This is a genomic window from Methylomonas sp. PHL2-19, from assembly GCF_059331595.1.
The window spans coordinates 4,606,786-4,621,000 of the sequence record NZ_CP196839.1 but is presented as its reverse complement, the minus strand read 5'-3'; the positions used below and the strand labels follow the sequence as shown (position 1 = coordinate 4,621,000).

16 protein-coding genes are annotated in these 14,215 nt (G+C 46.5%); 15 read left to right on the top strand and 1 reads right to left on the bottom strand.

What is annotated here, in order from left to right; all coding sequences use genetic code 11:
• Positions 1-73 precede the first annotated feature (73 nt).
• The 7 genes from ACR02O_RS21270 (at position 74) to ACR02O_RS21240 (ending at position 7,589) form a co-directional block, all read left to right on the top strand.
• Complete coding sequence (locus tag ACR02O_RS21270) at positions 74-925, top strand: flagellin domain-containing protein (protein ID WP_458138250.1); 852 nt, start codon at positions 74-76, stop codon at positions 923-925.
• Between the two features lie 63 nt (positions 926-988).
• On the top strand, positions 989-1,426 hold the full coding sequence (locus ACR02O_RS21265) for a flagellar protein FlaG (protein WP_458138249.1): 438 nt from the start codon (positions 989-991) through the stop codon (positions 1,424-1,426).
• 26 nt (positions 1,427-1,452) lie between these two features.
• On the top strand, positions 1,453-2,850 hold the full coding sequence (gene fliD / locus ACR02O_RS21260) for a flagellar filament capping protein FliD (RefSeq protein WP_458138248.1): 1,398 nt from the start codon (positions 1,453-1,455) through the stop codon (positions 2,848-2,850).
• Positions 2,851-2,865: 15 nt separating this feature from the next.
• Positions 2,866-3,252, top strand: a complete 387-nt coding sequence (gene fliS / locus ACR02O_RS21255; RefSeq protein ID WP_026602079.1) for a flagellar export chaperone FliS — start codon at positions 2,866-2,868, stop codon at positions 3,250-3,252.
• The gene (locus tag ACR02O_RS21250) at positions 3,252-3,584 is read left to right on the top strand and encodes a hypothetical protein (protein WP_319960454.1); all 333 of its coding nucleotides are present in this window, start codon (positions 3,252-3,254) and stop codon (positions 3,582-3,584) included. Before fliS ends, ACR02O_RS21250 begins: the two co-directional genes overlap by 1 nt.
• Positions 3,585-4,129: 545 nt before the next feature.
• Positions 4,130-4,987 carry a flagellin N-terminal helical domain-containing protein gene (locus tag ACR02O_RS21245; protein WP_192394772.1) on the top strand — a complete coding sequence of 286 codons (858 nt, stop codon included), beginning with the start codon at positions 4,130-4,132 and terminating at the stop codon, positions 4,985-4,987.
• Between the two features lie 106 nt (positions 4,988-5,093).
• Positions 5,094-7,589, top strand: coding sequence for a 6-hydroxymethylpterin diphosphokinase MptE-like protein (locus tag ACR02O_RS21240; protein WP_458138247.1), 2,496 nt, complete (start codon positions 5,094-5,096; stop codon positions 7,587-7,589).
• A 43-nt stretch (positions 7,590-7,632) separates the two neighbouring features.
• On the opposite strand, the gene ACR02O_RS21235 is transcribed toward ACR02O_RS21240, so the two are convergent.
• Entirely contained in the window at positions 7,633-8,430 is a 798-nt protein-coding gene (locus ACR02O_RS21235; protein WP_458138246.1) for a cytochrome C assembly family protein, read from the bottom strand.
• A gap of 126 nt (positions 8,431-8,556) precedes the next feature.
• Between ACR02O_RS21235 and ffh the strand changes: the two genes are divergently transcribed.
• From ffh to lpxA, 8 genes are all read left to right on the top strand, one after another.
• The gene (gene ffh / locus ACR02O_RS21230; RefSeq protein ID WP_033157174.1) at positions 8,557-9,912 is read left to right on the top strand and encodes a signal recognition particle protein; all 1,356 of its coding nucleotides are present in this window, start codon (positions 8,557-8,559) and stop codon (positions 9,910-9,912) included.
• Between the two features lie 88 nt (positions 9,913-10,000).
• Positions 10,001-10,252 (top strand): 30S ribosomal protein S16, encoded by a 252-nt coding sequence (gene rpsP, locus ACR02O_RS21225; RefSeq protein ID WP_033157173.1) that lies wholly within the window; start codon positions 10,001-10,003, stop codon positions 10,250-10,252.
• Positions 10,253-10,278: 26 nt separating this feature from the next.
• The gene (gene rimM / locus ACR02O_RS21220; RefSeq protein WP_253734497.1) at positions 10,279-10,770 is read left to right on the top strand and encodes a ribosome maturation factor RimM; all 492 of its coding nucleotides are present in this window, start codon (positions 10,279-10,281) and stop codon (positions 10,768-10,770) included.
• Between the two features lie 8 nt (positions 10,771-10,778).
• Positions 10,779-11,519 carry a tRNA (guanosine(37)-N1)-methyltransferase TrmD gene (gene trmD, locus ACR02O_RS21215; RefSeq protein ID WP_494522364.1) on the top strand — a complete coding sequence of 247 codons (741 nt, stop codon included), beginning with the start codon at positions 10,779-10,781 and terminating at the stop codon, positions 11,517-11,519.
• 12 nt (positions 11,520-11,531) lie between these two features.
• Positions 11,532-11,879: a 50S ribosomal protein L19 gene (rplS, locus tag ACR02O_RS21210; protein ID WP_020484866.1), complete on the top strand. Its 348-nt coding sequence runs from the start codon at positions 11,532-11,534 to the stop codon at positions 11,877-11,879.
• A gap of 97 nt (positions 11,880-11,976) precedes the next feature.
• Positions 11,977-12,483, top strand: coding sequence for a methylated-DNA--[protein]-cysteine S-methyltransferase (locus ACR02O_RS21205; protein WP_494522363.1), 507 nt, complete (start codon positions 11,977-11,979; stop codon positions 12,481-12,483).
• Positions 12,480-13,364 (top strand): site-specific tyrosine recombinase XerD, encoded by an 885-nt coding sequence (gene xerD, locus ACR02O_RS21200; protein WP_494522362.1) that lies wholly within the window; start codon positions 12,480-12,482, stop codon positions 13,362-13,364. Before ACR02O_RS21205 ends, xerD begins: the two co-directional genes overlap by 4 nt.
• A 2-nt stretch (positions 13,365-13,366) precedes the next feature.
• Positions 13,367-14,140 (top strand): acyl-ACP--UDP-N-acetylglucosamine O-acyltransferase, encoded by a 774-nt coding sequence (gene lpxA, locus ACR02O_RS21195; RefSeq protein WP_205453397.1) that lies wholly within the window; start codon positions 13,367-13,369, stop codon positions 14,138-14,140.
• Positions 14,141-14,215 lie beyond the last annotated feature (75 nt).

Below are 14,215 nucleotides of genomic sequence, written 5' to 3'. Positions count from 1 at the left end.
CAAATCCTTTTAATTCAACACAACACAAAATCTTCGAAGCGTTGAATGTTTTCGAAATTTGGAGGGTAACATCATGGCAATGGTAATCAACACAAACGTCGGATCGTTGAATAGTCAACGTTTCCTTAATAAAACTAATGACTCGCTAGCTACCTCAATGGAGCGGTTGTCTTCTGGTTTGCGGATTAATTCTGCAAAAGACGACGCGGCAGGTTTAGCCATCAGCGATAAAATGACATCGCAAATTCGCGGTATGACCGTAGCAGTGAGAAACGCCAACGACGGTATTTCGATGGCGCAAACAGCTGAATCTGGTATGGGGGCAATCACTGATACTTTACAACGGATGCGTGATTTAGCTGTTCAAGCTGCCAACCGGGCGGCAGTGAGTGGCACAGATAGAGACAAACTGCAAACTGAATTTAAACAACTGGGTGCAGAGATCAAAAGGATCATTCAAAACACAGAATTCAACGGTAAGAAGATCCTCAATGGCTCTTTGGCAGGTGCTAACTTTCAGGTCGGCGCGAATACCACAGTCGACAACCAAGTTTCGGTTACTGTATCCAATCTAGAAAAAGTAACCAGTTTGAGTGCGCTGTTCGGTGCGGCTGGCTATTCAATTGGATCTGGTGCAGCATCAACCAAAGTTCGGTCAGCAATATCCGCTATTGATAGTGCCATCAAGAAGATCGATACTTTCAGATCTACTTTGGGTGCGATTCAAAACCGGTTTACGACCACAATTGCTAATCTGCAATCTTCAATTGAAAATCAAAGCGCCGCAAGATCGCGTATCCTTGATACCGATTTTGCAACTGAGACATCCAATTTGAGTAAAACGCAAATTTTGCAACAGGCGGGTACAGCGATGCTGGCGCAGGCTAATCAGTCCGGTCAATCCGTGTTGAGTTTGCTAAGGTAGCTTTGATAGGGAGGTTGCTTATCGTAACCTCCCGTTTAATACGAAAAGCATAAGGTGAATGTCATGAACAGTGAGATTTCAAATGTATTAAAGCTATCTCCCGTGACTGTTGCTAAAGCCGATAAGCAAACGGATGAAAAATCATTTGCGGGCCCCAAGGCCGATGCCGAAAAGCGTAGCCCTGGTATTTCCGCGTTGCAAAATGACTCGACTGTGTCCTCTTTAGTCTCGAATCAGGAACAGGACAAACAGAACGAAGCCAAGCCTTCTTTCGATTCGGTAAAAAAAGCGGCAGATAAAGGAAATTCGCTGCTTCAATCGGTTAACCGTAATCTCCAATTCAAAGTAGATGATTCAACCAAGGAATTAGTGGTGAAAGTCGTTGATAGTGAAACGGGTGATGTCGTGCGGCAAATTCCGTCCGAAGAAATGCTGGCGTTTATCAGAAGAATGCAGGAGTTAGATGGCCAACAAGGCTCTATGATTCAGGATCGTGCTTAGTAAGTTAGTCGGATGAGGAGAGTGTCATGAGCATAGTTTCGTCGACGGGTATTGGTAGCGGTATCGATATTGGCACCCTCGTGTCGCAATTGGTGACAGCTGAAGGTCAGCCGGCACTGAATGCGATACAGCGGCAACAAGACACAACGAATACGCGCTTGAGTGGGTTGGGGACCTTGAAAAGCGCGTTGTCCGATTTCCAGACGGTCGTAAGCAAACTTAAAGATGGGAATCTGTTTAAAACGCATAAAGCCGCGTCTGCCGACGAATCTATCCTAAAAGTCGCGGCGGGTGCAGGATCCGTGGCCGGGTCTTATGCCGTCGAAGTTACTCAGTTGGCGAAGGCGCAAAAATCTATTTCGGGGGAGTTTGCCAACTCGGCTGCCACCGTTGGGACTGGATCTTTGACTATCGCAACCACCGCCGGAGCTTCGTTCAATGTGACGGTTGCTTCGGGCAATAACACGTTGTTGGGAATCAGGGACGCTATCAACAACGCTTCCGGCAATACCTCCGTTACCGCAAGTATCGTTAACGTCGACAACTCGACCGGCACCGGCACGATTTCCAAGTTAGTCCTCACAGCCAAAAATTCAGGACTCGCCAACTCATTTACTGTGACGGGTACCGATGACGATGGTAACAACGCCGATACGTCAGGATTGTCACAAATTTTTTCTTCTAACTTGAGCGCTCAGACAACGGCTACCGACGCTATTATCAAAGTCGATGGTCAAACCGCGACACGAAGCACCAATTCCATAACCGATGTCATCCAAGGTCTGACCTTAGATTTGAAATCTGCTCAAGTGGGTACCAAAGTAAACGTCGATGTTAGTTTGGACAATGAGGCTGTCAATAAAACGCTGACAAGTTTCGTCACTGCGTACAACAAGTTACATACCACTTCCAAAGATTTGGGCAAATATGGTGGAGGTACTGGCGGTAGCAGTTCCGGAAATGGTGCGTTAATCGGCGATGCTACCCTGCGTTACGTGACTTCTCAAGTCAGGCAGGATTCGGCAAATCCGGTTTCTTCAGCAACGGGCAGCTATAACTCGCTAGCCATGATCGGCATAAAAATAGATAAAGATGGCGTGATGTCATTGGATAGCACGCAGCTTAACACCGCATTGAGTGCCAGTTTACAATCTGTAAGTGACGTGTTTTCGTCGTCTGATGGCGTAGCGACCCGGCTTTATTCAAAATTGGATAACGTATTGCAATCGGGTGGGCCGTTGGATAGTCAGCAAACATCGCTGAAAAAACAATTGTCAGCCTTGGATAGTCGTAAAGCCGACGTGCAGGTTAGGCTGGATAATTTGCAAAAGACTTTGCAAAAACAATTCACAGCCATGGACGTCAATGTAGGTAAATTTAAATCAACCGGTTCTTTTCTAAGTAACTGGATCAGCAAATTGTAATGAAGAGGTTTTCCCATGTACGTTGATGCTCATAGAAAAGGCGCTAGACAATACGCAGAGGTCCATACCTCCAGCAATTTTGGCGAGGAATCTCCCCATCGGCTGATTCAAATGTTGATGGAAGGGTTCTTGGCTCGAATCAATTCTGCTAAAGGTGCAATTACTCACGGGGATATGGAAGCGAAAAGTATCTATATATCCAAGGCAATTGGCATAGTTGGTGGTCTGAATGAGGTGCTTGACCTAGAGCAGGGTGGCGAAATTGCCGTCAATCTTCGCCAATTGTACGATTACATCAACTTTCGGCTGTTACAGGCAAGCAGTGAAAACAGCGAGGACATATTAAACGAGGTAACTGTATTGATGAAAGACGTCAAAGAAGCCTGGGATGCGATTGCCTGATGTCTCTTGATTTCCCGGATCCTAATTTCTTGGAGTGGCAGCAACAATTACAAGGTTTTGCTGACAATATCCAAGAGTGCATACTAAAAGCGGAATGGGAGGGGCTGGCTGATATTTTGGATAAAAGGCAAGTTTGTTTAGAACAGTTTTTTGCGGGCGTAGCGTGCTTGCCAGAGCATAAAAAACTACTTGTCAAGCAAGTAGCTCAGTCGATGCTTGAGCAGGATGCGGTTTTTATTTCTTATATCGAAGAGCAAAAGTCGCTCTCGGCTGCTCAGCAATCAGTCTTGGATCGCGGCCGCAAGGCAATGCAGGCTTATAACAGTTACTAAGTTATCTGATTCAGACTTATCCCCGTTTTTCCCCGGGTCATCCCGTTCCAACACGCTGTTCAGCGTATCGATATACCCCTTAATTTCTTGATTGTTGTTCTGGCGGCAATGAAATGCCGCTCCTCTGTGTGTTCTTCTAAGGTTCTCAATTGTTTGCCTGATTTCAGCTTGCAGCACTCTTCGACGTTTTTGTAATCCTTTCGTATATTGAAATAGCGATCCTCAAGTTATGTGATTCTTGTGTATATTGTTGATTTAATTTAATTTTTTTGTTTTTATTGGAGGTATTTGGTATGTGGTTCTTCTAGGTAAGGTATTTCGGAGGGGCGAGTCAAAAAAATGTCGTTCTAATTGGCTTAAGGCTGTTTAATTGGCGAAACCGCCTTTGATCGGGTGTGTTTTAGCCGTTCTTGATGATGCTAATAGCGTATTATTTTTTAATTATTGAATTTAAAAGGGATTTTTATACATTGGCATGAAAAGTGATTGATGTTTAGTGGCGGCAATAATGCCTATTCCATTTAGTATCAACCGGGAGAACGATCATGCCATCATCAATGGTCATCAATACAAACATCGCGTCATTGAATAGTCAGAAGTTTCTGACGCGGACTAACGATAGCCTGCAAATGTCTATGGAGCGCTTATCATCAGGTCTCAGAGTCAACAGTGCTAAAGACGATGCCGCCGGTTTGGCGATTGCCGACCGGATGACATCGCAAATTCGCGGTATGACTGTTGCTATGCGCAATGCCAACGACGGTATCTCCATGGCGCAAACTGCGGAAGCTGGGATGGGCACAATAACTGAGACATTGCAACGGATGCGTGACTTGGCTGTGCAAGCCGCTAACAGGGCTGCTGTAAGTGGTAGTGACAGAGATAAACTACAGACTGAATTCAGGCAATTGGGGTCTGAAGTGAAAAGGATTATTCAAAATACCGAATTCAACGGAAAAAAAATCTTAAACGGCTCGTTAATAGGTGCGAATTTTCAAGTGGGTGCGAATACTGCAGCAGACAACCAAGTTTCTGTTACGGTTTCAGACTTGATAAAAGTCACGAGTCTAAGCGCACTTTTTGGTGCGGCTGGTTACTCTATTGGATCTGGAGCAGCTTCTGCTAAAGTACGGTCAGCAATATCTGCTATTGATACCGCTATAAAGCGCATAGATACGTTCCGCTCGAATTTAGGTGCGATACAAAATCGATTTATGACCACTATCTCTAACTTGCAATCTTCTATTGAAAATCAAAGCTCTGCACGTTCGCGGATCATGGACGCCGATTTCGCTGCCGAAACTGCGAATTTAAGCCGCAGTCAAATTCTGCAGCAGGCCGGTACGGCAATGTTGGCTCAGGCTAATCAAGTAACCCAGGGTGTATTACAGCTATTGAAATAAAAGCACCAGCATTATTTAACCTGAATTCACGGTGCATTTGAATATAGGAATGCTAAGCTGATGCGTAGCTAGTGAGATTCCGTAAACTTTAATCAAGAAGTAGCAAATGGATGATGAACTTGATCAGGTGAGACAATATGACTTAGGGCCAATAGGCGTAAATGATTTTGGTGAAAAATATTTTTTCAACCTGAATAGAAACAGCTTCGATAGAGTGAGTGCTGGAGTGTTGTTTGACGCGAAGTTTGGTAAGGATCTGTTTGCCGAAGATACGCTTAATGTGGTTATCGGCACGGATTCAGGGTTATTGCCAAAATACCTGCAAAGCAAGTTTTTACCAAAGGGTACGCGCTACCTCTTCATTGAGCCGGAAGGTGTTTTGCAGGCTTTAAAACAAAACCAATTGCTTGATGGCTTGGATGAGAAGATTCTGTGTGTTGGTTTGGAGCAATGGCCGGAGGCTATTAAAAATTTCAAAATAAACGACTATTTGTATATCAACGCAGTACGCTCCTACAATGCAATTTGTGCGCAAGACGATTATATAGAGGAGTATGCAGAGCTAAGTTGGCATATCACGGAAGTTCTATCGCAACTGCATTGGCAAATTAGCGTCGAGCTGGGTAGCGAGGCGTTTATTGCTAGACAGATTATTAACCTAGCCGATAACCAACGGCCGGCAAAAGTGCTGGAAAAGGCCTTTGTCGATAAGACGGTATTAATTTTGGCGGGTGGTCCCTCGCTTGATGAGGTTTTACCATGGCTCAGATCGCATCGGAACGACGTTGTGGTTTTTGCGGTTTCCAGAATTTCTCGCCAGTTATTACAAGCCAATATCGAGCCGGATTTTGTGTTTTCGGTGGATCCGACTGATCTGAGCTTTGATATCAGCAAGGAAATGCTCGAGTTCAGCAGCAAACCGATTTTTGTCTATTCCTACCACACTGTCCCCACTTTAGTTAACCAATGGCACGGTCTTGGGTTCTATCTTGGTCCGCGACTACCTTGGCCGTCGCCACTGAATGTAGCGAATATTGGCAGTGCGGGTCCGACGGTGACCAATACTGCGCTGAGCGTGGCGTATCATTTTGGCTTCAAAAGAATAGTGCTCGCCGGCGTAGACTTATGCTTCACCAAAGAAGGCTTCACGCATGCCAGCGGTAGCGACGAGCAACTGGCCGGGCCACGCTTTAATTTGACATCGTTGCAAGTAGAGACAAATGCCGGATTTATGGCACCTACTAGTTGCGACTTTTCACAGGCTATTCTCTCGCTGGGTTTTCAGGCGAAACAGTTGTCTGGCATGGGATGTCGGATTTTCAATATTTCCGGCGGTTCTGCCAAAGTCGAAAATATCGAGTATTTACCCATATCCGAAATTGAATTTGGGGATGGCTCCATTAATGTGGCTGAAATCGTAGCCGAGCGCGTTAGCGAAGCCGCTGAGCATAGTAAATATTACAAACAAGTTCTTGATGAGTTGGGGCGTGCCCAATTTCAGATCAAAGGAATTGCCCGTCTGGCGGAGAATGCGCGCCGTGTCAACGATGAGATGTATAGTGCCGATGGGGTCATTGGAAACTATAAGGATAAAAAAAGACTGGATCAGATCGAGAAGAAGTTTAAGCGAGAACATAGGCATTACAGCAAGTTGGTAAAAAGCTTTGGTATCAGAAGTTTTATCAAGTTGACTAAGGCATTTAACGATGAGGCGTGGAGTGCTGAAGAAGCCAAGCAACTTGGCAATGTTTTCTATGACGCCTATCGGGAAGGTGCAGCGAAATTGATGTGTTTGTTGGATGATGCTGTTGAAAGAGTTAAGGCCAGGCAACAGGAATATGCGGATGTGCCGGATTTTGGTTTGATAATGGAGCAATATCGAAAAGACAGAAGTTTTGGGCGCGCAAGATTGTGGAAAGCTACTGCCGCTGAGGTGCCGGTAGATGTTCGGGCTCAATTTGCCGATTTTGAAAAACGCTTCTTAGATATTGTTCATGATAAACATACTCGGCATTTTGCCAAGGCCAAAAGCCAGGGAAATCTTTCAAGTCTGAAGCAAAGGGCTGGCTTGTTATTCAAGCATAAAAAAATCGAAGAATTGAGTGATTTGCTGATTAGTCTGAGTAAGCATCAGGATCGGCAGGCGGTTGAGCCGTATCGCCATTTGATTACTGGTTACTTGGCCGAATTGCAACACGCATCGGCCCAGGCGCTGGATGCATATCGACAAATTGTTGACGGTGGTGGTGTGTTGGTAGAGCAGGCTCTGATAAGAATTGCGGATATCGGTATCGATGGCGATGACGCTCATACCGCCAATTTAGCGTTACAGTGTTTGTCGCAATTGAATCCCGTCTACTTACCCTTATATGCGGAAATGCAAAGGCTGCATGGCGATGTGATGGTCGCTATAGACGCCTACAATAATTACATCGGCCAATTCCCCAGCGATACGTTGGCGCAAATAAAATTGGCTAACTTGTATACGGAGCAAGGAATCTATGATGCGGCTATCATGATGCTGGATTATATTTTGGCTCAAAAACCTGATCTGGAAGTTGCTCTCACCATGAAGGCTGCGTTGGTTTCCGCTGGATTTTAACTGCGGATGTGGTGCTGCGTGGCCTCGGGCTATTTTTAAAGGGTCAAACTTTTTTCAATATCAATTCCAAAACCAATTTACTGCCGAAATAGGCTAATAGTAATGAAGTAAAGCCTATGAGGGTCCACTGAATTGCGCTTTGCCCACGCCAGCCATAGCGAATCCTGCCGAACAGTAGTGCGGAAAAAATTATCCAGGCCAGTATCGATAGTACGGTTTTATGAACCAAATGCTGCGCAAATAAATCCTCTACGAAAAAGAAGCCGGTGACTAAGGATGCGGTCAAAAACAGTAATCCCGTTGCAATCATTTGAAACAACAGTGATTCCATGGCTTGCAAGGGTGGTAAAGCCAACATAAAGCGTTTGGGGTGGCGATGGCGCAATTGTTGATCCTGAACGGCCAATAAAATGGCTTGTAAGGCGGCGATATTTAATAGGCTGAATGCCAATATCGATGTCAGTATGTGAGTGCTCATCTGCCAATTGTGGTTCACAATTAGGCGTGGCGTAGCTGGGTAATGAATATCTAAAGCCAGCATGGCAGCAGCGACTGGAAAAATCAACACGCCCAGTTTTGCCACAGGTTTGTCCAGCGAGGCAATTAGCAGCAGAAGGCAAATAACCAGGCCTGCCAGCGATGCGGTACTGAAAAAACTGAAGTTGAATCCATCATGGTTTTGTACGTTCAGGACGGTGTAGGCGCTATGTGAGCCTGCGCCAAGCCAAGCCAGTTGCATGGATAGCCGGTGCGGTTTGGCGCCAAAGATTTCTTTAACGATCAATGTTGCGGCAATCGCGTAGCTTAATATCGAAAATAGGCCGACGGGTGTGGTGTACATGGCGATGGCTAGGGAATAATCAAAAGGTGTTGCGATTCGGTTATGTTAAACTAAGCAGACCAATTGTTGTAATCCGTTTGTGTTGGCAGACATCCGCCGGAACCCTAGAAAAATAAAGACGCAGCTATGTTTGATAATTTATCTGATCGCCTCAGTGGCACACTAAAAAAAATTAAAGGCCAAGGTCGTCTGACCGAGAGCAATATCCAGGACACCATGCGCGAAGTAAGAATGGCTTTGCTGGAAGCCGATGTTGCTTTGCCGGTAGTGACCGATTTTATCGATCAAGTTACTCAGCGCGCGTTGGGTCAGGAAGTGCAAACCAGTTTGACGCCAGGACAGGCAATGATCAAAGTGGTGCAGTCCGAGCTGGTCAAGGTGATGGGTTCGGCTAACGAAGAGCTGAATCTACGGATCAACCCGCCGGCAATCGTATTGATGGCAGGTCTTCAGGGTGCGGGTAAAACGACTACAGTGGCGAAGTTGGGTCGTCACCTTAAAGAAAAGAAAAAGAAAAAGGTAGGCGTGGTGAGTGTTGACGTTTATCGTCCTGCCGCGATTAAGCAATTGGAGACGTTGGCCGCCGATGTTGGATTAAAATTTTTCGAAAGCGATGTCAGCGAAAATCCTGTTGATATTGTCAACAGGGCTATAGATGCAGCAAAGCGCCAATTTTTAGATGTGGTAATTGTCGACACCGCCGGACGTTTGCATGTCGATGACGAGATGATGGCAGAGATCAAAGCTTTGCACGCCGCAATCAAGCCGATTGAGACCTTATTTGTGGTTGATAGTATGACCGGTCAAGATGCTGCAAACACTGCCAAGGCTTTTCATGATGCCTTGCCATTGACCGGTGTCATTCTGACCAAGGCCGACGGCGACGCGCGTGGCGGAGCGGCGCTTTCCATTCGGCATATAACAGGCAAGCCGATTAAGTTTATCGGTGTCGGCGAAAAAACCGATGCCTTAGAGCCTTTCTATCCTGATCGGTTGGCTTCGCGTATTCTCGGTATGGGCGATATGTTGTCGCTGATTGAGAATATCGAGCAAAATGTCGACAAAAAAAAGGCCGAGCAATTAGCCAAAAAGCTGCAAAAAGGCAAAAGCTTCGATTTGAACGATCTGAAGGAGCAGCTTGAACAAATGCAGAATATGGGCGGGCTTGGCGCGATGATGGATAAGCTGCCGGGTATGGGTGGAGTGCCCAAAGATATTAAGGATAAAGTCAACGACAAAGATCTGGCGCATCAGATTGCCGTAATCAACTCAATGACCAAACAAGAGCGGCGTTTTCCCGATCTGATTAAAGGCGGTCGGAAACAGCGTATCGCCGATGGTTGCGGCTTGGATTTGCAAGCTGTAAATCGTGTGTTGAAGCAGCATCAAATGATGGAAAAGATGATGAAAAAATTCAGCAAAGGGAATATCGCTAACATGATGCGCGGTTTGAAGAGCAATATGCGCGGCATGAGAATGTGATTGTCGTAATTTGTCCTTCACTTATTGTAAAAATCGCGTAGAATAGTTTGATTAAGTTTTTTGATTCAATGTTATTTAAGGTATCCAAATGGTAAGCATTCGTTTGTCCAGAGGCGGCGCTAAGAATCGTCCTTTCTATCATGTTGTTGTTACCGACAGCAGAAGCAGTCGCGATGGTCGTTATATCGAGCGCGTAGGTTTCTTTAATCCGTTGGCTCGCGGTGGTGAGCAAAGATTGGTTTTGGATAGCGAACGCGTCCAATATTGGAAAGCCAATGGCGCCCAACCAACTGACCGCGTCGCTAGATTGATTAAAGACGCCGATAAAGCAGCCGCTTAATTTTAGCTTTGTCAGAAGGGGATTTTTTGAACGTCGGCCAAGTGTCCGGCGTTTTTGGTGTAAAAGGATGGGTAAAAGTCTATTCCTTCACCGATCCCCGTGAAAACATATTGCAGTATTCCCCATGGATTCTGCGAAAAAATAGCCACTTCCACGAAGTTAAATTGCTTGGAGGTCGGCGGCAAGGCAGTTTGGTCGTCGCAGAGTTGCAAGATATTACTGACAGAGATGTCGCAGCAGGGTTGATGGGCGCGGATATTTTGATTCGCAAGCAACAATTACCCAAAGCGAGCGATGGCGAATATTATTGGGCGGATCTGATTGGGCTGGAAGTACGCAATCTAGAGGGTTGCCAATTAGGCAAAGTTGATCATTTATTGGAAACCGGCGCTAACGATGTTCTGGTCGTAGTTGACGGGGAGTTAGAGCGTCTGATTCCGTTTTTGCAGCAGAGTACTGTTTTAAAAATTGATCTTGACGAAGGCTTGATTCTCGTCGATTGGGATCCGGACTTTTAACTAAAGGCATGCGTTTTGACGTTATCAGTCTCTTCCCTGAGATGGTATCCGATGCTGCTAGTTACGGAGTAACCGGTAGGGCGATTGAACGAGGCTTGGTCGGTTTGTCGGTTTGGAATCCCCGCGATTACACGCTCGATAAACACCGGACCGTCGATGATAGACCTTATGGTGGCGGGCCGGGAATGGTCATGAAATGCCAACCTTTGCTCGACGCAGTGAATGCAGCCAAGCAGCATAATGTCTTGGTTAACCGCAAAGTAATTTGCTTGAGTCCGCAGGGGCGTTTGCTTAGTCAAGAGTTGTTGCTGGATGCGAGTTGCTATGATCAATTGATCCTCGTATCCGGACGCTATGAAGGTATAGACGAGCGTTTTATCCAGCATGCTTGTGACGAAGAATGGTCGCTGGGCGATTATGTCATCAGCGGTGGCGAGCTGGCAGCCTTGATAGTAATCGACGCGGTTACCAGGTTAATTCCTGGCGTACTTGGTGACGATGAATCTGCTAAACAAGATTCGCATTTTGATGGACTGTTGGATTGCCCGCATTACACGCGACCCGAGCATAGCGATATTGGCGACGTCCCTGATGTGTTGCTCGGCGGAAATCACGCCGACATCAAGCGGTGGAGGATGAAACAAGCGTTGGGACGGACTTGGTCGAGGCGGCCGGATATGCTTGAAAAAGTAACATTAAGCGCAGAGCAGGATGCTTTGTTGAAAGAATTTAGAACTGAAGTTGTTTAATAGGGTGTGGTTATGAGTAAAATTATTGAAGAATTGGAAGCTGAACAGCTGAAAAAAGATGTACCGGAATTCGGACCTGGCGACACTGTCGTGGTGCAAGTTAGAGTAACTGAAGGCACGCGGGAAAGGTTACAGGCTTTTGAAGGTATTGTGATTGCAAAACGTAATCGCGGTTTGAATTCAGCATTTACTGTCAGAAAAATTTCGCATGGCGTGGGTGTTGAGCGTGTTTTCCAAACTCACAGTCCATCAGTTGGCAGTATCGAAGTAAAACGTCGCGGTGACGTTCGTCGCGCTAAACTTTATTATCTGCGCGATTTGGCTGGTAAAGCCGCACGTATCAAAGAGAAACTTTCTTAATACGCTGCAATCTGGTTCGTTTGTAGCGAATCAGGTAATGAGAAAAGGCGGCCTGCTCAGCTGCCTTTTTTTTTGCCGATAGCAAAAGAGAGATGTGATGCCTTTACATATCGTTTGGCAAAATGTTGCGGATGGTGAAGAGTCCCTGCTCGCCGTGCCACTACTCAATGCGGAATTGATATTAACCATGGCCGGTGAAATCATTACGGACGCATCTTGGCACGTTGGCGGAGAGTTAACTAAGACTTTGTCGCCCCAGGCTGTTAGTGTGCAAAATTATCTGTTAAACCCGATGCAAACCGAACTGCATGTTACCTTGCTAAGCCAGGGTAGCGTGTATGCTAATACGGTTTGGAGTGCGTTATTGGCTATTCCCGTCGGGCAAGTGGAAACATATTCGGGGTTGGCGGAAACGCTGGGTTCAGGACCTAGAGCAATAGCGGGGGCTTGCCGAAATAACCCTTATGCCGGGATTATCCCGTGTCATCGGGTGGTGGCAAAGCGTGGCATCGGCGGTTTTATGGGGCAGGCCGATGGCGAGTTTGTGGCGCTTAAACACCGTTTACTCGAGTACGAGCGTGGTTTGGGATTGGACAGGGAATGAATTCGGCGCAGACCATAGAGGCATTCTTAAACGCATTGTGGCTGGAATTCGGATTAAGCGACAATACGCTATCGGCTTACGGCAGCGATCTTAAATTGTTTGCGAAGTGGCTGAAGGATAAGGATATAACCGCTGTTGACGACACGACGATCAAAAGTTTTTTGGCTAACCGACAGCAACAAGGTATAACCAGCCGTTCGTCGGCCAGAATTGTCTCTTGTTTGCGGCGCTTTTACGGTTATTTGCTGCGCGAAGGTAAGATTAATATCGATCCTACCCAATTAATAGACTCGCCACAGCTTGGCCGCACGTTGCCGGATTCATTGTCAGAAACCGACGTCGAATTATTGTTAAATGCTCCGGAAGTTGCCGACAAGTTGGGTTTTAGGGATAGAACGATGCTCGAAATGCTTTACGCCACAGGGCTGCGGGTGTCCGAGTTAGTCGAACTCAAGTTTAGCCAAATTAATTTTCGGCAAGGTTGTCTGCGCATCGTCGGCAAAGGCGACAAGGAACGCCTGGTGCCTGTTGGTGAAGAAGCCATGGATTGGGCCGAACGTTATCTGAATACTGCCAGACAAGCAATCCTGGGGAATAGGCAAAGCGACTATTTGTTTGTTACCACCCGGGGCACTTCTATGACCAGACAGGCTTTTTGGCACATTATCAAACGCTATGCTGTGCGGGCAGGTATCGATAAACATTTGTCGCCGCATACGCTGCGTCATGCGTTTGCCACGCATTTATTGAATCATGGCGCTGACCTTAGAGTGGTTCAGCTACTGCTCGGCCACTCGGATTTATCCACTACCCAAATTTATACGCATATTGCCCAACAGCGTTTGAAAGTATTACATACCCAACATCATCCAAGAGGCTAACCATGACTGCATCGATTCATCCCACCGCTTTTATCGAAACCGGCGCCATGCTTGGAGAAAACGTCAGCGTTGGGCCGTTTGCGGTGATAGAGGCGGGTGCGGTAATTGGCGCGAATAGTCGAATAGGTGCGCATGCCGTAGTGCATGCGCATGTCAAAATGGGCGACGGTAATGTGTTACACCCGCACGCTGTGCTAGGCGGCTTACCTCAAGATTTGGGGTTTGATGCGCAAACCGAGTCGTGGCTAGAGATTGGGGACAATAACGTGTTTCGAGAAGGATTTACCGCCCATAGGGCTACAGTAGCTGGCAGCGCTACCAGGATCGGTTCAGGTTGCTATTTCATGAACAACAGCCACGTTGCCCATGATTGCGCGGTTGGTGACAAAACGATTTTTGCCAATAATGTGGCGATTGGTGGTCATGTAGAGGTGGGGCATAACGTGTTTATGGGCGGGGCGGTAGTTGTGCATCAATTTTGCCGGATCGGCGCTTATGCCATTGTGCAAGGCACTACGGGGATTAACATGGACGTGATCCCGTTTATGCTGATAGGTGGCCGGCCCGCGAAACATTATCGGCTCAACATAGTGGGCTTACGGCGAGCCGGTATAGTGGGTGAGAATTACAAAGTGCTTTCCGCCGCGTTCAGATTGTTGAAAAATAAAAAAAGCCTCGAAGAATTGCAATCTACCGAAGAGCTGCAATACTTAAGGCGTTGGCTGGCGGTCGATTCCAAGCGTGGATTACACGGATTTATCGATGTTACCAACTGAATTCAATAGTCAGGGGCAATGCCGTAGGAATTTAACAAATTAGTTCCGGAGGTCAAAGTGGCAAGCCAGTCAGCT